This window comes from Sinorhizobium alkalisoli (assembly GCF_008932245.1).
GTDB classification, from domain to species: Bacteria; Pseudomonadota; Alphaproteobacteria; order Rhizobiales; family Rhizobiaceae; genus Sinorhizobium; species Sinorhizobium alkalisoli.
The window spans coordinates 100,937-119,414 of record NZ_CP034909.1; the positions used below are offsets into that span (position 1 = coordinate 100,937).

The window sequence follows — 18,478 nt, forward strand, 5'->3', positions numbered from 1 at the left end:
AAAGCGTTTCCGCTTGCGTCCCGCTCCGGCTTCTTCGGTCATGCCATCGAGATCGGCAAAGTTCCGAACCTCGCCGCGATGACCGGGGGCCGCGCATCCTGAAGCAATGCGACCCCCTTTGGGAGTGGGGTTCACGGGAGGAATCTCCATGAGCGAGCCAAACACAGCCGCACAGCCATCCCAGGAATTCGAAAAGGTCCTGGTTAACAGTTCGACGGAGGTGGCGTCCTTCGATACGCACGACAAGACGCCGCTCCAGAAGCTCCAGCACTTTCTTCATTCCAGCCCGGCCGCCGTGCCGCTGATCGTGCTGGTCCTGTCGCTGGCGGCGTTCGGCGCCATTCTCGGAGGCAAGTTCTTCTCCGCCTTCTCGATGACGCTGATCCTCCAGCAAGTAGCGATCGTCGGTATCGTCGGGGCGGCCCAGACGCTCGTCGTGCTGACGGCGGGCATCGACCTCTCAGTCGGCGCCATCATGGTGCTCTCGTCCGTTATCATGGGGCAGTTCACCTTCCGCTACGGACTGCCGCCGACGCTGTCGGTTCTCTGTGGCCTCGGCGTTGGCGCACTCTGCGGCTACATCAACGGCATGCTCGTCGCGCGCATGAAGCTGCCGCCATTTATCGTCACGCTCGGCATGTGGCAGATCGTGCTCGCGTCCAACTTCCTCTACTCGGCCAACGAGACGATCCGTTCCCAGGATATCTCCGCCAACGCGCCGATCCTGCAGTTTTTCGGCCAGAACATTCGCATTGGCAATGCGGTTTTCACCTATGGCGTCATCGCCATGGTGCTTCTCGTCTCGCTGCTCTGGTACGTCCTCAATCGCACCGCCTGGGGCCGTTACGTCTATGCGGTCGGCGATGACCCGGAGGCGGCCAAGCTGGCCGGCGTCGACGTCAAGCGCATGCTCGTCACCGTCTACACGCTGTCGGGACTGATCTGCGCCCTTGCCGGCTGGACCCTCATTGGCCGCATCGGCTCAGTCTCGCCGACCGCAGGCCAGTTCGCCAACATCGAATCGATCACCGCTGTGGTGATCGGCGGCATCTCGCTCTTCGGCGGACGCGGCTCCATTCTCGGCATGCTCTTCGGCGCGCTGATCGTCGGCGTCTTCTCCCTTGGGCTTCGGCTGATGGGGACCGATCCGCAATGGACTTATCTGTTGATCGGCTTGCTGATCATCACCGCCGTTGCAATCGACCAGTGGATCAGAAAGGTAGCAGCGTGATGGCACAGGAACCCATTCTCACAGCCCGCGGTCTCGTCAAGCGCTACGGCCGAGTGACCGCTCTCGACCACGCCGATTTCGATCTCTACCCGGGTGAAATCCTGGCCGTGATCGGCGACAATGGCGCCGGCAAGTCCTCCATGATCAAAGCGATCTCCGGCGCAGTCACGCCGGACGAGGGCGAGATCCGCCTCGAAGGCAAGCCCGTCCATTTCCGCTCGCCGATGGACGCGCGGAATGCCGGCATCGAGACGGTCTACCAGAACCTTGCCCTGTCGCCGGCGCTCTCCATCGCCGACAACATGTTCCTCGGCCGCGAGATCCGCAAACCAGGAATCATGGGCAGTTGGTTCCGCTCGCTCGATCGGGCGGCGATGGAAAAACAGGCGCGCGCCAAGCTCTCCGAGCTTGGCCTGATGACCATTCAGAACATCAACCAGGCGGTGGAGACGCTTTCGGGTGGCCAACGCCAGGGCGTCGCCGTCGCCCGTGCGGCCGCCTTCGGGTCGAAGGTCGTCATCATGGACGAGCCGACCGCCGCACTCGGTGTCAAGGAAAGCCGGCGCGTGCTGGAACTGATCCTCGACGTGCGCCGCCGCGGCCTGCCGATCGTCCTGATCTCGCACAACATGCCGCATGTCTTCGAAGTCGCGGATCGAATCCACATCCACCGCCTCGGCCGCCGCCTCTGCGTCATCAATCCGAAGGACTACACCATGTCGGATGCGGTCGCCTTCATGACCGGCGCAAAGGCACCTCCGGGCGAGGCGATCGCCGCATGAACCTCCAGTCCTTGACGGACGAAATCCTGAAACGGGCGGCGGATGCCGGCCGTTTCATTGTCGCCATTGCCGGCCCGCCCGGGGCCGGCAAGTCGACGCTTTCGGAGGCCCTGGCCGCTTCGATTGCCGATGCGGGCGAATGCGTCGCGGTGCTTCCGATGGACGGCTTCCACATGGACAATGCCGTCCTCGATGAGAAGGGGCTCATCGCCCGCAAGGGATCGCCCGAGACCTTCGACGTGCGGGCGTTCGTTTCGACGCTTGCCGCCGTGCGCGCCAATGACGGTGAAGTGCTGGTTCCGGTCTTCGATCGGTCCCGCGAACTGGCGATCGCTTCGGCGAGGGTCATCGCGCCGCAGACGAGGATCATTCTCGTGGAGGGCAATTACCTGCTGCTCGACGAGGCACCCTGGAACGGACTCGCCGGCGCCTTCGATTATTCGATCTTCATCGACCCGGGTATCGACGTGCTCGAACGGCGATTGCTCGAACGCTGGTACGACCACGGCTATGGCGACGAGCCGGCCCGCGAGAAGGCCTTCGGCAACGATATACCGAATGCCCGCCGCGTCATCGGCAGCCGCCGGCCGGTCGATCTCGTGATACGGGATTTCTGAGAGATGCCATTGTCTTCGGCGGAGCAATGATGATATCGAGGCGCCGGTTTCACCACATGAGCGACCGCCTTTGAAGCGCATCGGCCGGCGCTCTACTGCATGTCTCCTTTAATCGACGTCGATTAATGGACAAAGACATGCAGCAATTCAAAGAGCCACAGCGACCTTTGCGCGTCTAATAAGACGCGCGGCGCTGTAGCGCCGCACGCGCCGAACGGGCGCGAGCATCGGGAGAACGCTGACATGCAAGAGCTCGTAATCAGACGCCCGGACGATTGGCATCTTCATCTTCGCGACGGAGGCATGCTGCGCGGTGTCATTGCCGACACGAGCCGCCATTTCGCGCGCGCCATCATCATGCCCAATCTGGTGCCGCCGGTGGTCACGTCCGCCGATGCGGCCGCCTATCGCGAGCGCATCCTCGCCGCCGTACCTGCAGGAGATCGCTTCCAGCCGCTGATGACACTTTACCTCACCGAGACCACCGATCCGAACGACGTGGAAGCGGGCTTCAAGAGCGGTCTCGTCAAGGCGGTGAAGCTCTATCCGGCTGGTGCGACGACCAATTCGTCGAGCGGCGTGCGGGACATCGAAAAGGCGATGCCGGTGCTGGAGCGCATGGCCGAGATCGGTGCACCGCTCTGCGTCCATGGCGAGGTGACGACGGCGGATGTCGATATCTTCGACCGCGAGGCCGTGTTCATCGAGAAGGTGCTCGATCCGCTTCGCCGCCGCCTGCCGGACCTGAGGATCACTATGGAACACGTGACGACGAAGGACGGCATCGACTATATCATGACGTCGAAGGCCAATCTCGCCGGCTCGATCACCACCCATCACCTGATCATCAACCGCAACGCCATTCTCGTCGGCGGCATCAAGCCGCACTACTACTGCCTGCCGGTCGCCAAGCGCGAAACGCACAGGCTGGCGCTGAGGGCGGCGGCGACTTCCGCCGACAAGCGCTTCTTCCTCGGCACGGATTCCGCTCCGCACGGCGATCCCATGAAGGAGTGCGCCTGTGGCTGTGCCGGCATCTACACCTCGATCAACACCTTGAGCTGTCTGGCGCATGTCTTCGAGGAAGAGGGCGCACTCGACCGGCTGGAGGCCTTCACGTCGCTGAACGGCCCCGCCTGGTACGGCCTGCCTGCCAACGAGGAGAAGATCACGCTGCGCAAGCAGGAGGAACGGCTTCGCTACCCCGCCAAGATCGAGACGGAAGCGGGTCCCATCACAGTCTTCGATCCGATGTTCCCGCTCCACTGGGCCGTCGTCTGATCGGTTTTTTAGGGGATGACATCCGGTCAGCCCCGGAAGGAGAGGTCATGTTTTCAAATGCGTTCACCGACAAGGCGGTGATGGCCGAACTGCTCGCGAAGATGCTCTGGGAAATCAGGGCCGTACACTTCCGCGCGGACGAGCCCTACAAGCTTGCCTCCGGCATGGCGAGCCCCGTCTATATCGACTGCCGCAAACTGATCTCCTATCCGCGCATCCGCTCGGCGGTCATGGATTTCGCCGCCGCGACGGTCCTCGGCGAGGCCGGCTTCGAGCAGTTCGACCTGGTTGCGGGCGGCGAAACCGCCGGCATTCCCTTTGCGGCGATGCTCGCCGAGCGTCTCGGGCTTCCGATGATCTACGTGCGCAAGGCGCCGAAGGGGCATGGCCGCAACGCCCAGATCGAGGGCCACATGCCGGAGGGCGCGCGCGTGCTCGTGATCGAGGACCTGACCACCGCGGGCGGTTCGATGTTCAAGTTCATCGATGCGATCCGGGCGGCCGGCGGTATCGTCGAGCATGGCGTTGCCCTCTTCTACTACGACATTTTCCCGGAAGCGCGTGCCAACATGAAGTCCAAGGGCGTCGACCTGCATTACATCGCCACCTGGCGCAACGTGCTTGCGGTCGCCCGTAAGCAGGTGCTCTTCGACGAGAAGACGCTGAACGAAGTCGAGGCCTTCCTCGATGCGCCGCTCGACTGGTCGGCCCGCAATGGCGGCGTCAGCGCGCTTGCGGCCAATTGAAAGCCGCGCCCGCTCAATCAATTTGAATACCCATAGGGAGGGACAGTCATGATCGTTTGCTGCGGAGAGGCCTTGATCGATATGCTGCCGCGCGAGACGCCGTCCGGGGAAAGCGCCTTTGCGCCCTATGCGGGCGGCGCGATTTTCAACACGGCCATCGCGCTCGGGCGCCTTGGCATTCCGACCGGCTTCTTCACCGGCCTTTCCGATGACATGTTCGGCGACATACTGCGCGAGACGCTGAAAGCTGCGAATGTCGACTTCAGCCCCTCTGCCACCCTGCCGCTGCACACGACCCTCGCCTTCGTTAGGCTTGTCGATGGTCATGCGAGCTATGCCTTCTTCGACGAGAACACCGCCGGACGGATGATCACCATCGATCATCTTCCGGCGCTCGGCGATACCTGCGAGGCGTTGCATTTCGGCGCGATCAGCCTCATCCCCGAACCCTGCGGCTCGACCTACGAAGCACTGATGCGGCGGGAGCACGAAAAGCGAGTGATCTCCTTCGACCCCAATATTCGCCCGGGCTTCATCACGGACCGGCAGGCCCATCTTGCTCGCATGAACCGCATGGCGGCGATGTCCGACATCGTCAAGTTCTCCGACGAGGATCTCGCCTGGTTCGGCATGGAGGGAAGCCACGACGCACTTGCGGCCGAATGGCTGGCGCGCGGCCCGAAGCTGGTGCTGATCACCAAGGGGGCGGAGGGCGCGGTCGGCTATACGCGCGATCATAAGGTCGAAGTCGCAGGAGAGCGGGTGAGCGTAGTCGACACGGTCGGTGCCGGCGACACTTTCGACGCCGGCGTGCTGGCCTCGCTGAAGCTCAACAATCGACTGACGAAGCAATCCGTGGCGAGCCTCGACGAGGCAGCCATTCGCGCCGCCCTGACGCTCGGCGCCAAGGCGGCGGCCGTCACGGTGTCGCGCGCCGGCGCAAATCCGCCCTGGCGGCACGAAATCGGACTTTGATTGCCGAACAGGAGAGCCAGACGAGGCGCCGATACCATCGGCGCCTCGAATCGTTTCCGATCAGCGCGCCGCCTGCAGGATTGCGGCAACGAGACCCGCGGTTGAAGAATCGTGGCCTTCGGCGCTCTCTTTGCCTTCGACCACCGGCAGCAGGCCGGTCGCGAGTTCCTTGCCGAGTTCGACACCCCACTGGTCGAAGGAGTTGATGTTGAAGAGCGCACCCTCGACGAAGACGCGATGTTCATAAAGCGCGATCAGTCGGCCGAGCGCGAAAGGATCGAGCTGGTCGTAGACGAAGGTGAGCGACGGCCGGTTACCGGTGAAGACGCGGTGCGGCGCGATCCGGTTGGCCTTGGCCTCGTCCATGCCTTTGGCGGTAAGCTGTGCCTTTGCTTCGGCAAGCGTGCGGCCCTTCATCAGCGCCTCCGATTGCGCCAGGCAGTTGGCGATCAGGAGTTCGTGCTGGTGGCGCAGTGTCTTTTCGTGCCCGTTCGCGGCGATCATGAATTCGGCGGGAATGATGTCCGTTCCCTGGTGGATAAGCTGGTAGAAGGCATGCTGCCCGTTGGTGCCCGGCTCTCCCCAGACGACCGGTCCGGTCGCGAATTCGACCGGCGTGCTGTCGAGCGTGACGGCCTTGCCGTTCGATTCCATATCGAGTTGCTGCAGATAGGCGGGGAAGCGCGAAAGGCGCTGGTCGTAAGGCAGGATCGCCCGTGACGGATAGCCAAGCACGGTGCGATGATAGAAACCGATGAGGCCAAGCAGCATCGGGATGTTCTCGCGAACCGGTGCGCCGCGGAAATGCTCGTCGATCGCATGGCCGCCGTCGAGGAATCGGCCGAAATCCTTCTTGCCGATCGCAATCATCAGCGGCAGGCCGATGGCCGACCAGATCGAATAGCGGCCGCCGACCCAGTCCCAGAAACCGAAGACGCGGGACGCATCGATGCCGAAGGCGGAGACCTTGTCGAGCGCCGTCGAAACGGCCGCGAAATGATTGCCGACGGCCGCTTCGCCGAGCTTGTCGGCAATGAAGGCGCGGGCGGTTGCCGCGTTGGTCATGGTTTCGATGGTCGTAAACGTCTTGGAAGCGACAATGAAGAGCGAGGTTTCGGGGTCGAGCAGCTTCAGCGTATCGGCAATATGGGCACCGTCGACATTGGACACGAAATGCAGCCGCGGGCCGTCATGGAAAGGGGCAAGAGCCAGCGTCGCCATTACAGGACCGAGGTCTGAGCCACCGATGCCGATATTGACGACGTCGGTGATCTCCCTGCCCGTGGCGCCCTTCAGGCTGCCGGATCGCACGTCCTCGGCAAAGCCGCCCATTGCTTCTAGCACGGCATTGACGTCGGGCATGACATCCTTGCCGCCGACGAGGACCGGTCGGTTTCCTCGGTTTCTGAGCGCCGTGTGCAGCACGGCGCGTTCCTCGGTGATATTGATGATATCGCCGCGGAACATGGCGTCGCGCTTTTCCTCGACCCCGGCTGCCTTCGCCAGCGCTTCGAGCCCTTCCAGGACCCGGTCGTTCACCGCACATTTCGAATAGTCGAAGAGGAGATCGTCTAGCCTCGTGCTGAAGCGGGAAAAGCGGTTCGGATCGGCCGCGAAGGCGGCGCGGATATCGGTTGCATCGGTCTCGCGTGCACTGGCTTTCAGGCTTTCGACAAGCGCTTTCATCGCAGGGCTCCTTGCATCGGAATTGGCTGCGATAGCTAGTCGGTTTAACCGCGGCAAATCAAGGGCGAGTGTGCGCTGCAGCGAAAAAAGGTCGCCTGCCGACGGCCTTCAACGCGATCGGTGCTCCGTTGGTTCTGGCTAACCGCGCAGGTCCTTGCGCAGGATCTTGCCGACATTCGATTTCGGCAGTTCGGGGCGGAACTCGACGAATTTCGGGCGCTTGTAATTGGTGAGGTTGTCGGAGCAGTGGCGCTTGACGTCCTCTTCCGTGAGGTCCTGGTCCTTGCGCACGACGAAGAGCTTGACGGCTTCGCCCGAATGCGGGTCGGCAACGCCGATGGCGGCGCATTCCAGAACGCCCGGATGAGTGGCCACGACCTCCTCGATCTCGTTGGGAAAGACGTTGAAGCCGGAAACGAGAATCATGTCCTTCTTGCGGTCGACGATCTTCACGAGCCCGGCGGCATTCATGAAACCGACATCGCCGGTGCGAAAGAAGCCGTCCGGCGAGATCGCCCTTGCAGTTTCGTCGGGGCGCTGCCAGTAGCCGGCCATCACCTGGGGACCGCGGATGCAGATTTCGCCGATCTCGCCGACCGGCAATGCCTGACCGTCGTCGCCGCGAATTTCCACTTCGGTGGAGGGAAGCGGCATTCCGATGGTGCCGGTAAACTCGTCCGTATCGAGCCGGTTGGCGGTGGCAACCGGTGAGGTTTCCGACAGCCCGTAGCCCTCATGGATCGGGCAGCCGGTCATCTGAAGCCAGCGTTCCGCTACGGGCCTCTGCACCGCCATGCCGCCGCCGAAGGTCAGGATGAGCGAGGAGAAGTCGAGCTTCTGGAACTCGGGATTGTTCATCAGCGCATTGAACAGCGTATTGAGACCTGGGAAGATGTTCGTCCGGTATTTGCCAAGTTCCTTGACGAAGGCCGGAATGTCGCGCGGATTGGGGATCAGGATGTTGTTGCCGCCGAGCGCCAATCCCATCAGCGAATTCACCGTCAGCGCGAAGATGTGATAGAGCGGCAGCGCGCACATGAAAGTCAGGCTTTCCGGTCGCGGCTTGCGCAGGAAGGCCGTGTTCAGCCAGATGTCCATCTGCGCCATGTTGGCGAGAAGATTGGCATGGGTGAGAGTGGCGCCCTTGGAAATGCCGGTCGTGCCGCCGGTATATTGCAGGAATGCGACGTCCCCGGACGTGACATTGGGGTTCCTGAGCGTGAGTGTCGCGCCTTTGGCAAGGACCGTCCTGAAGGAGAGATGCCCAGGAATCGACCAGGCGGGCACGAGCTTCTTCACCCGGCGCACGACAAGGTTGACCAGCAGGCCCTTCATGCCGAGCATATCCCCCATGCTGGCGACGACCACATGCTTGACCGCGGTGCGGGCGACCACCTGCTCGACCGTGTGAGCGAAGTTTTCCAGAACGAAAATCGCCTTGGCGCCGGCATCGACAAGCTGATGCTCGAGCTCGCGGGGCGTATAGAGCGGATTGACGTTCACCACCGTGTAGCCGGCCCGCAGGATACCGTAGACGATCACCGGATTCTGCAGAATGTTCGGCAGCATGACCGCGACCCTATCGCCCTTTGCGAGACCCAGCGACTGAAGCCAGGCACCGATCCTGCCGGAATGGGCGTTCAGATCGGCGAAGGTCAGGGATTTGCCCATGCAGGTGAAGGCAGGGCGCCAGGAATATTGCGCAACGGCGTGATCGAAGAATGCGCCGATGGACTGATAGTTAAGTGGCCCGATATGGCCGGGCACGCCCGGCGGATAGGAATTGAGCCAGATCTTTTCCCCGCTGGACCCTGCCTGCTGCATGCTAGCTTCCGCCATGCCCTCTCTCCCTCTGGTCGCCAACGAACGGCTGTGCTCACGGCGGAGAAAAACCCTCCAGATCTTCCTCTCCGACGAAGATGCTGCTTTTGCTGCGCATCTTCAAGCAGTATTCCCGCTTATATGACCTTGACGTAAACGTCAATAAACACAAATAGCGAAGGGACGTCATCCCGCCTAAATCTGCCTGTCATGTGCTTCCGCTACAGGAGGCGGAACGCGACGGAGCGCCGACAGTGAAGTGATCACGATGAAAGCGAATTGAATCGGCCTTCGATCAGCACGATGTATTGCAGGCATTCCTTAACCGAAACCGAGAAGCATACGACGTCTTGCCGGATGGCCGGCAGCGGAAGCGAATGAACGCCGCCGGTGGGAGATGGGCTGGCAAGGCCATGGGTTTGCTGTAATGTTGCTAAAAGACGGAGGAATGCAGGTGCAGTTGGGCAATCGCGAGCGAGACAATCCCCCGGCGGAGCCACGGCTCTTCGGGCAGCCGGCCCATTCACGCTCCGCCCTGGTCCTGCCAATCTCGGCGGCGCGCTGGCTGCTCGTGCTGGTGCTGCTCGCCGGCGTTTATTTCTTCCACGGCTTCGTGGTGCCGGTGCTTGCTGCCGTCGTCATCGGCTTTGCCAGCTGGCCGATCTACCGCCATCTGCTGCAGGCGGTAAACGGCAACCGCACGCTCGCCGCGACCATCGCCATCGTCCTGGTGGTCGCCTTCATCGTCGTGCCGATTTCGATCGCTGCGATCTATGCGGTGCAGGAGGTTCGCGACTGGCTCGTCTGGGCGGTGGCGACCAATGCGAACGGGGCACCGGTACCCGATTGGCTGGCAACCATACCCATGGCGGGCGACTGGCTCGGTGCGCAATGGGTGAAATATGTCGGCCATCCGGGGGCGCTCGGCGAGCTGGTGCAGCTCGTCAGCGGCTCGAATATCGGCAACATCTATCGCGGCGTGCTCGTCATCGGCGCCTCCGCCTTTCATGCCTTCCTGACACTGCTCTTCATGCTGATCACGCTGTTCTTCGTCTATCGTGACGGACAATCGTTTTCGCGGCAGCTCGACCGTCTCGGCGAACAGATCTTTCCGATGCGCTGGGAACGACTGTCTCGTGTGGTGCCACTCACCATCAGCTCCACCGTGACCGGCATGGGCATCATCGCGATCGGCGAAGGCATTGTTCTCGGCGTCGCCTATTGGCTGGCCGGCATGCCTTCGCCGGTGACGCTCGGCATCATTACCGGCATCATGGCCCTCGTCCCGGGCGGTGCGCCGCTGTGCTTCACGCTGGTGTCGGCCTATCTGATCGCCAGCGGATCACCCATCCACGGTGTCGCCCTGTTCGTGTGGGGCACGACGGAGCTCTTCATCGTCGACAAGACGCTGCGTCCGAGACTTGTCGGCGGCCCGATCAAGCTGCCCTTCCTGCCGACGTTCTTCGGCCTCGTCGGCGGCGTCAAGACCATGGGCTTCCTCGGCCTTTTCGTCGGCCCCGTCCTCATGGCACTGCTTGTCGCCATCTGGCGTGAGTGGATGCGCGAAGTGACGGCCGACGCGTCTAACCAGGCGGAGGAACCGGTAAAGCGGCTGGATCTCTCCGCCAAGTAAAGTCGGTGTGAGAGGTCGCCGACAGCGCCGTGCGTCTGGAACGCAGGTGTTGCAATGCCCCGCGGGCCCATATGGTCTTTTTCGCCAAGTTGTTTTAAGACTTGCTGCAATCGTAAAATTTGCACATTCGGTCTTGCGCGAAGATGAATGAGGTTTCCGAGGCGGGCGAAAAGCCGAGTGCCGATCGCCGCCCGATTGCGGCGCGCCAGAGCGGTTTCGCGCGATGGCTGACGGCCCTCCTTCTCAAGACACCCATCACGCCGAACCAGATTTCGGTCCTCAGCATCGCCTTTGCGGCAATCGGGGCTGCTGCCATCCTCTTTGCGCCGCGTTGGCCGCTGCTTTATCTGATCGCCGTCCTCTGCACGCAGTTGCGTCTTCTCTGCAATTTGCTCGACGGGATGGTGGCCGTCGAGGGCGGGCGCGGTTCCGCCGTCGGCGCGCTCTATAACGAGTTTCCGGACCGAGTCGCCGACAGCGTGCTCATCGTTGCGCTCGGCTATGCTGCAGAAGCGGGTTGGCTCGGCTGGGCGGGTGCGCTCGCGGCGGCGCTCACAGCCTATGTGCGCGTCTTCGGGGGCTCGCTCGGCCAGGCGCAGGATTTCCGCGGGCCCATGGCGAAACAGCACCGTATGGCGCTCATAAGTCTTGCCTGCGTGCTGGCGCTATTTGAAGCGGCATTGACGACCGAGCGCCTCGTGCTCTACGGCGCCGCCTGGATCATCCTCGTGGGGTCGTTTCTCACCTGCCTGACCCGCACTAGAGCCATCGTCTCGCGCATCCCTGGAGCAACCAGCCCGTGATCGAGACCCTGCTGATCGCCCTCACACGCTTTCTCGTCGGCGGTCAGGCGCGATGGACGGGCGCTGGGCCGGAACCGCGCCAGCGCATCTATTTCGCCAATCACGCCAGCCACCTGGATACGCTGCTCATCTGGTCGGCGCTGCCGCGACCGTTGCGTGCGTCCACGCATCCGATCGCCGCCGCTGACTATTGGGGCAGCGGCAACATCCGGCGCCACATTGCGCTTAAGGTGCTGAATGCCGTACTTGTGGAACGCTCCGCCAAGGGACCGCCGGGGGCGGCGTTGGCGCCTTTGCGCGGTGTCCTGTCGGAGGGAGGCTCTCTCATTCTCTTTCCCGAGGGCACCCGCGGCAGCGAGCGCCTTCCGGGCCCCTTCAAAAGCGGTCTCTATTGGCTGGCGCAGGATTTCCCGGATGCCGAGCTGATCCCGACCTATCTCGACAATCCCTCGCGCGCCTTTCCCAAGGGAGCTTTCTTGCCCGTTCCGATCAGTTGCACGGTTCGTTTCGGCGCGCCGCTCGCCCGCCGCCAGGGCGAAGAGAAGGATGAATTTCTAGAGCGCGCCCGGCAGGCCGTGAGCGCACTTGCGTCGGACGCGATCGCGTGAGGCCGCCATGTCTTTGATGGACAAGCTTTTCATCCTCTTCGGCGGTATTTGCGGGCTACTCGCCATAGCCTCGATGATCGGCTTGGCGCTGTCGCGCAGCACCACGTCCGAAACCGGCCGGGCGACCGTCGACAATCTCAATGCCCGCATCGGGGCTTGGTGGGTGATGGTCGCGATCTTCGCCGTGAGCTTCGGCCTCGGCCGGGGAGCGACCGTGCTTCTCTTCGCGCTTACGTCATTCTATACGCTGCGGGAGTTCGTATCGCTGACGCCGACGCGTGCGGCCGATCATCTGCCCCTGGTCGGCGCCTTCTACCTGCTGCTGCCGCTTCAGTACTGGCTGGTCTGGATCGACTGGTATGCGCTGTTCACGATCCTGATCCCGGTCTACGGTTTCCTGCTCCTTCCGAGCCTTGCGGCGTTGCGGGGCGATACCGGGCAATTTCTGCTGCGCGTCTCGCGCATTCAATGGGGGCTCATGCTGACGGTCTTTTGCATCAGCCACGCGCCCGCCCTGATCACGCTCGATATTGCCGGCTACGAGGGCCAGGAGTTCCTGTTGCTCTTCTTCCTGATCACCGTCGCGCAGTTCAGCGACGTGATGCAATATGTCTTCGGCAAGCTGATGGGGTGGACAAAAGTTGCGCCCGCGGTGAGCCCGTCAAAAACCGTAGAGGGCCTCGTCGGCGGCGGGCTCTCTGCCGTACTGGCGGGAGCCGGACTCTGGTGGATCACGCCTTTCACGCCGCTCGAGGCAGCGGCCATGGCGCTGGCGATTGTCGCCATGGGTTTCCTCGGCGGGCTGGCGCTCTCCGCCGTCAAACGCTCCATGGGTGTGAAGGATTGGGGCACGATGATCAGCGGTCATGGCGGGGTACTGGATCGCATGGATTCGCTGAGTTTCGCCGCACCCGTCTTCTTCCACCTGACGCGGTATTTCTATACATGACTCACTCGCTGGAGCAGCCAGTCCTGTGAGCCGTAACCTTGCGTCACGACCTATACGGCGATGTGCTTGAAAAGAATGGTGCCGCTTACGTGACTCGAACACGTGACCCCATCATTACGAATGATGTGCTCTACCGACTGAGCTAAAGCGGCCCATGAGGCGGTTCCGCAGATGGCCGCGGAACGGATGTGAGGCGCTGATAAACGCAAAGCGGCAAGAATTCAAGCCATCAGTTTCGAGAACCTGAAAATTCCTTGGAGGCGCGCCGCTCCCCTTGGGGCGAAAGCCCGAGGCGGGCGCGGGCGGCGTCGTATTCGCGCTTCAGCCGATCGACCATTTGGGCGACTGGACCGATCTCACGGACCGCTCCGATTCCCTGGCCGCAGCCCCAGATATCCTTCCACGCCTTGGCGCCGTCGGCGGCATTGCCGAAGTCCATCTTGGACGGGTCTGCCTCCGGCAGGTTGTCCGGGTCCATGCCCGCGGCGCGGATCGAGGCCTTGAGATAATTGCCGTGGATGCCGGTAAAATAGTTGGAATAGACGATGTCGGCGGCGGCGCTGTCGACGATCATCTGCTTGTAGGCGTCGCTGGCTCGGGCCTCTTCGGTGGCGATGAAGGGCGAGCCGATATAGGCCATGTCGGCGCCCATCGCCTCGGCAGCGAGGATTGCGCCGCCGGTGGCTATCGCGCCGGAGAGGAGCAGGGGCCCGTCGAACCAGGCGCGGATTTCCTGTACGAGTGCGAAGGGCGAGAGCGTGCCGGCATGGCCGCCGGCGCCGGCGGCGACCGCGATCAGTCCGTCGGCGCCCTTGCGGATCGCGGAGTTCGCATGGCGGTTGTTGATGACGTCATGCAGCACGATCCCGCCATAGGAATGGATCGCATCGTTCACCTCCGGCACCGCGCCGAGCGAGGAGATGACGACAGGCACCTTGTATTTGACGCAAAGCATCAGGTCGTGCTCGAGGCGGGCGTTCGACTTGTGGACGATCTGGTTCACGGCGAAAGGGGCGGCCGGACGGTCCGGGTTCTTGGCATCGTGCTCGGCGAGCGATTCGGTGATCTCGGCCAGCCAATCTTCGAGCTGCGCCTGCGGGCGCGCGTTCAGGGCCGGGAAGGCGCCGATGACGCCCGCCTTGCATTGGGCAATCGTCAGCTTCGGATGCGAGACGATGAAGAGCGGTGCTGCGACAACGGGCAGTCTCGTCGTTCCGGAAAGGATTGGCGGCAACGGCATCAGGCACCTCTATAAATTGACGTTCGCGTAAACGTCAAAACAGATAGCAGCAAGCGGCGTGCTTTGCTAGGCCCGAGCTCGACGGCAATCGTCTCCCCGAGCGTTATCGGTAGAAGGGAATATCCGCACGTGTCAGCTTTTTCCCGTGCGAGGCAGAGGAAGACGCAGCTGGACTTGCAGTTTGCGAAAGCAGCGGTTACCCAATCCTTAATGAAACCAATGGCGCCGGGAAAGAGACCGGTGATCGTTGGCCCGAGGTCGATGCGCAGAAGGAGCTGACGTGAGCGGACTTGAGACTGCCATCAGGAATGCGCTGGAGCGTTCGGACCGGAGCAATGCGGAGACCCGCGCGCGCATCTATCAGTCGGCACGCCAGGCGCTGGAAAACGGCCTGCAGAAGCAGCAGATCGAGGATCCGGAGTTCATCGCCAAACAGCGCCATCGGCTTGAAGCGATCATCCATGCAATCGAGACGGAGGAGCGTGCCGCCCTGAAGGCGCGCACGACGGCACCGCCCGTCGTCAGTTTTGGAGAAGGACGGCCGGGACAGGTGAAGGCAGGCGGCGGTGCCGCCGGCGTCGAGCCGCCGACGCGTCGCGAGCCGGCGTTCGAGGGTGCCCGGCCGGCTGCGCAGGCCGATGCGGGGCTGCAGGCGCTGCGAGCGGACCGGGACGGGCCCATGGTTTCCACGCGCCCGGCCGCCGAGGAGACGAGGCAGGCCGCCGGTGCCCACTCCACTCCCGCGGCGTCCGACCTCGGCGTCACGGACAAGCGTCCGCGCAAGCGCCGGCGCGGACGCTTGCTATCCTTTCTCATGGTTTTCACGACGCTCGCCGCCGCGGCAGGTGCCGCTGTCTGGTGGGTTCAGACAAACGACCTTCTGAGGCCGCCCGCCGATACCAATGTCGCCAACCCGCCTCCGAGCGTCGAGACGGAGGACTTCAGCGGTGCGGCCCTGCCGACGCTTGGCGAGCAGGAGGGTTTCTCTTCCGATTGGATCGAGATATTCACGGCTGCAGAAGCCGCAGCAGTCAGGCCGGCTGCGCGCGCCAGGGCCGAACCAGTGGACGACGGCGGCGGCGCCCGCGTCCGCCTCACTTCGATGACCGTGACGGAAGACGGCGATGTGGCCATCGAAATTCCGGCGGATGTTTTGTCCGAACTCTCGGGCAAATCGTCTACTCTGGCCCTGAGCGTCAAGGCGTTGCCCGGCAAGGCGACGGAATTCGCCGTCGAGTGCGATTTCTCCACTCTGGGCGCCTGTGGCCGCCATCGGTTCACCGTTCACGACGAAAGGCTGGACATGCTGTTCAAGGTGTCCTTCGACCGGAGCCTCGCGCCGAACAGCCCCGGAAGGCTGCTGATTAACAGCGACGTCAGCGGCGGCGGCAACAGCCTCGAGGTCTACGCGATCCGCGTGCTGCCCGGACAGTGACAGGTGACCGCAGTCTCGCTGATCGAGTTCGAACCAAGCGCTGCGCGTCTGATCGGAGCATTCTGCAGTCAGGTGGAATCACCTGACGTCGCACAAATGCGGCAAAAACAAGCGGGTAGAGCGGCAGCGCGAACGTATGTGAGCGCGCGCCGCTCTAGCGCATCGGCCCGAAAATCGTACCCGATTTTCGGAAAGCTCGATGCTCAGATTCAAAGAGTTACAGCGACCTTTGCGCGTCCGAAACGACGTGCGGCGCTGTAAAGCCGCGCGCGGCCGCGGCCCCTGCGCCGTGCCGTGTATCACTTCAGGAAGCCCGGGCCGAAACCGAGGACCTTGTCGTCCACATCGCCTATCGCGGCCTTGTCCTTGCCGTCGTAATCGAGCGCCGAGAGCATGTGGCGGATCAGGTTGATCCGCGCACGGCGCTTGTCGTTGCCGCGGATCACGGTCCAGGGCGCGTGGCCCGTATGGGTATCCTTCAGCATCCGGTCGCGCTTCTCCGTGTAGTCGTCCCATTTTTGCAGGGCGGCGATGTCCATCGGTGACAGCTTCCAGATCTTCAGCGGATCGTGCCGGCGATCGTGGAAACGCTTCAATTGCATCTCGCGGCCGATATTGAGCCAGAACTTGAAGAGATGGATGCCGTCCTCGGTGATCATCTTCTCGAAACGCGGGACCTGCTTCAGGAAATGCTCGTACTGCTCCGACGTGCAGAAACCCATGACCGGCTCCACGCCGGCACGGTTGTACCAGGAGCGGTCGAAGAGAACCATTTCGCCCGCCGTCGGGAGCGTCGCGACGTAGCGCTGGAAGTACCACTGCCCACGCTCGGTCTCCGTGGGCTTCGTCAACGCGACGATTCGCGCCGAGCGCGGGTTCATATAGGCCATCGTGGCGTGAATGGCGCCGCCCTTGCCGGCGGCGTCACGTCCCTCGAATACGGCCATCACGCGCTTGCCGGTCGCCTGCAGCCAGAACTGCACCTTGACGAGCTCGATTTGCAGCTTCTTCAGCGTCTCCTCGTATTCCTCCTCCTCGAGCTTCTTCCGATAGGGATAGTCGTCCGAGGCGAAGGCTTCATCGTCGATCCATTTCGGCAGTTCCGGATCGTCGATGTCGAAAATCCGGGTCTTGCCGCCGATCTGGAGCTCGACCGACCGGCTTCCCGGCTCGGCCGCGTTCGTTGCCTGTTCAAGTGACATTTGACGGTCTCCCGCTGCCATCGGATTTCGCCGAGGAGGCCACAATCACGTTGCGGATTCAAGCATGACGTGAAAATCATGTCATGAAACGCCGCTATCTCTCTGCCTTTACCGGCGAATCGTCGCAGTTCTGGGAGGCGGCAAACTGAGCGATGAGGGAATCGTGTTGGATAGCGCGAAGGAGCTCTGGCGGACCCTGCTGCCGAAGCTGAAGGCGGAACGCCCAATTCTCGGCCTTTCAGTGGTGCTGGCCCTGCTTGCGGCGCTTGCTGGCGTCCATGTCCTGGTCATTCTGCCGTTCTGGATTGTGTTCGTGGCGGTCATTCTCAACCGAAGCGAGCCGACGGAGCAGCCGTCGGCTCCTGCCGTGGCGGCTGCCGCCGAGGGCGGGAGCGATCCGCTGGTTCCGGTGTTGAACGCGCTCGATATGCCGGTGCTCGTCATCGCGGCGGACGAAACCGTCCTCTTCCAGAACAATGCCGCCGAGAAGACCTTTGGCAGGATCCCTCCCGATAGCTATCTTGCCGCCCGCGTGCGCTCCCCCGACATCCTAGACATGGTGCGCGAGACCATCGCCACGGGCCAGGTCAATCAGATCGAGCATGCGGAGCGGCTGCCCTCGGACGCCGTTTATGTCGTGCGGGTAGCGCCCGCCGATATCGGCGGTGGCGATTTCGGCCGGCGCGTTTTCCTGCTCACTTACCGCGATATCTCCCAGGCCCGGCGCATCGATCGGATGCGGTCGGACTTCGTTGCAAATGCCAGCCACGAGCTGCGAACGCCGCTCGCATCCCTGCGCGGCTTCATCGAAACGCTGCAGGGGCCGGCCCGCAACGACCTGAAGGCACAGGAGAAATTTTTCGGTATCATGCATGAGCAGGTCACGCGAATGAGCCGCCTCGTCGACGATCTCCTGTCCCTGTCGCGGCTCGAACTGAGGTCGCATATTGCACCGGACGAACCCGTCGACCTCGTTCCACTGCTCGGCCATGTCCGTGACGGCTTGGCGCCACTGGCCCGCGATCTCGATGTGACGATTTCGCTCGAGGCGCCCGAGACCCCGGTCGTCGTCAAGGGCGATCGCGACGAACTGATCGAGGTCTTCGAAAACCTGATCGAGAACGCCTGCAAGTACGGGCAGGAGGGCCAGAAGGTCGACGTGCGCCTGACCGGGGGCGGGGATGGGCAGGCGGAGGTGGTGGTCACGGACTACGGACCGGGCATCCCAGCCGAGCATGTGCCGCGCATTACCGAGCGCTTTTATCGGGTTAACGTGGAGGCGAGTCGTTCGAAGAAAGGGACCGGGCTTGGCCTGGCGATCGTCAAACACATTCTTACCCGTCATCGAGCCCGCCTGCTCATTCATTCCGAGATTGGCAAAGGCACGGTCTTTACGGTCCGCTTCTGACACAAAAATCCGGCGGGAAGCGGAGATATCTATAATTGCAAAGTATTTTCAATAACTTGGC

Annotated in this window: 16 protein-coding genes and 1 tRNA gene; 12 read left to right on the forward strand and 5 right to left on the reverse strand. The window is 62.7% G+C overall.

Features of this window, described 5'->3' with window-relative positions; genetic code table 11:
• Positions 1 to 148: 148 nt before the first annotated feature.
• From EKH55_RS00485 to EKH55_RS00510, 6 genes are all read left to right on the forward strand, one after another.
• Positions 149 to 1,231: an ABC transporter permease gene (locus EKH55_RS00485; RefSeq protein WP_069459614.1), complete on the forward strand. Its 1,083-nt coding sequence runs from the start codon at positions 149 to 151 to the stop codon at positions 1,229 to 1,231.
• A complete protein-coding gene (locus tag EKH55_RS00490; protein ID WP_069459613.1) occupies positions 1,231 to 2,013 on the forward strand; it encodes an ATP-binding cassette domain-containing protein in 783 nt (260 codons plus the stop codon). The genes EKH55_RS00485 and EKH55_RS00490 overlap by 1 nt, the downstream gene beginning before the upstream one ends.
• Positions 2,010 to 2,630, forward strand: coding sequence for a nucleoside triphosphate hydrolase (locus EKH55_RS00495; RefSeq protein WP_151610774.1), 621 nt, complete (start codon positions 2,010 to 2,012; stop codon positions 2,628 to 2,630). The genes EKH55_RS00490 and EKH55_RS00495 overlap by 4 nt, the downstream gene beginning before the upstream one ends.
• Positions 2,631 to 2,873: 243 nt before the next feature.
• Entirely contained in the window at positions 2,874 to 3,911 is a 1,038-nt protein-coding gene (pyrC, locus tag EKH55_RS00500; protein ID WP_151610775.1) for a dihydroorotase, read from the forward strand.
• Between the two features lie 47 nt (positions 3,912 to 3,958).
• Positions 3,959 to 4,657: an orotate phosphoribosyltransferase gene (locus EKH55_RS00505; RefSeq protein WP_069459610.1), complete on the forward strand. Its 699-nt coding sequence runs from the start codon at positions 3,959 to 3,961 to the stop codon at positions 4,655 to 4,657.
• Positions 4,658 to 4,705: 48 nt separating this feature from the next.
• Positions 4,706 to 5,632, forward strand: a complete 927-nt coding sequence (locus EKH55_RS00510) for a carbohydrate kinase family protein (RefSeq protein WP_069459609.1) — start codon at positions 4,706 to 4,708, stop codon at positions 5,630 to 5,632.
• Between the two features lie 60 nt (positions 5,633 to 5,692).
• Here the strand turns inward: EKH55_RS00510 and pgi are convergent, their stop codons facing one another.
• Positions 5,693 to 7,318, reverse strand: coding sequence for a glucose-6-phosphate isomerase (gene pgi, locus EKH55_RS00515; RefSeq protein ID WP_069459608.1), 1,626 nt, complete (start codon positions 7,316 to 7,318; stop codon positions 5,693 to 5,695).
• 138 nt (positions 7,319 to 7,456) lie between these two features.
• Complete coding sequence (locus EKH55_RS00520) at positions 7,457 to 9,157, reverse strand: long-chain fatty acid--CoA ligase (protein WP_069459607.1); 1,701 nt, start codon at positions 9,155 to 9,157, stop codon at positions 7,457 to 7,459.
• A 436-nt stretch (positions 9,158 to 9,593) separates the two neighbouring features.
• Here EKH55_RS00520 and EKH55_RS00525 point away from each other — a divergent pair, with 436 nt between their 5' ends.
• The 4 genes from EKH55_RS00525 to EKH55_RS00540 all read left to right on the forward strand — a co-directional run bounded on the left by EKH55_RS00525 (position 9,594) and on the right by EKH55_RS00540 (position 13,132).
• Positions 9,594 to 10,772: an AI-2E family transporter gene (locus tag EKH55_RS00525; protein ID WP_069460001.1), complete on the forward strand. Its 1,179-nt coding sequence runs from the start codon at positions 9,594 to 9,596 to the stop codon at positions 10,770 to 10,772.
• A gap of 143 nt (positions 10,773 to 10,915) precedes the next feature.
• A complete protein-coding gene (locus EKH55_RS00530; RefSeq protein WP_151610776.1) occupies positions 10,916 to 11,575 on the forward strand; it encodes a CDP-alcohol phosphatidyltransferase family protein in 660 nt (219 codons plus the stop codon).
• A complete protein-coding gene (locus EKH55_RS00535; protein WP_151610777.1) occupies positions 11,572 to 12,183 on the forward strand; it encodes a lysophospholipid acyltransferase family protein in 612 nt (203 codons plus the stop codon). Before EKH55_RS00530 ends, EKH55_RS00535 begins: the two co-directional genes overlap by 4 nt.
• Before the next feature lie 7 nt (positions 12,184 to 12,190).
• Positions 12,191 to 13,132 (forward strand): phosphatidate cytidylyltransferase, encoded by a 942-nt coding sequence (locus tag EKH55_RS00540; RefSeq protein ID WP_151610778.1) that lies wholly within the window; start codon positions 12,191 to 12,193, stop codon positions 13,130 to 13,132.
• A gap of 76 nt (positions 13,133 to 13,208) precedes the next feature.
• Here the strand turns inward: EKH55_RS00540 and EKH55_RS00545 are convergent.
• Positions 13,209 to 13,284: transfer RNA gene (locus EKH55_RS00545), tRNA-Thr, on the reverse strand.
• A 77-nt stretch (positions 13,285 to 13,361) separates the two neighbouring features.
• Positions 13,362 to 14,372: an NAD(P)H-dependent flavin oxidoreductase gene (locus tag EKH55_RS00550; protein ID WP_069459603.1), complete on the reverse strand. Its 1,011-nt coding sequence runs from the start codon at positions 14,370 to 14,372 to the stop codon at positions 13,362 to 13,364.
• A gap of 280 nt (positions 14,373 to 14,652) precedes the next feature.
• Between EKH55_RS00550 and EKH55_RS00555 the strand changes: the two genes are divergently transcribed.
• Entirely contained in the window at positions 14,653 to 15,807 is a 1,155-nt protein-coding gene (locus tag EKH55_RS00555; protein WP_151610779.1) for a biotin transporter BioY, read from the forward strand.
• 299 nt (positions 15,808 to 16,106) lie between these two features.
• On the opposite strand, the gene ppk2 is transcribed toward EKH55_RS00555, so the two are convergent.
• Positions 16,107 to 17,009: a polyphosphate kinase 2 gene (ppk2, locus tag EKH55_RS00560; protein ID WP_069459601.1), complete on the reverse strand. Its 903-nt coding sequence runs from the start codon at positions 17,007 to 17,009 to the stop codon at positions 16,107 to 16,109.
• A 145-nt stretch (positions 17,010 to 17,154) separates the two neighbouring features.
• Here ppk2 and phoR point away from each other — a divergent pair, with 145 nt between their 5' ends.
• Entirely contained in the window at positions 17,155 to 18,417 is a 1,263-nt protein-coding gene (gene phoR, locus EKH55_RS00565) for a phosphate regulon sensor histidine kinase PhoR (RefSeq protein ID WP_151610780.1), read from the forward strand.
• Positions 18,418 to 18,478 lie beyond the last annotated feature (61 nt).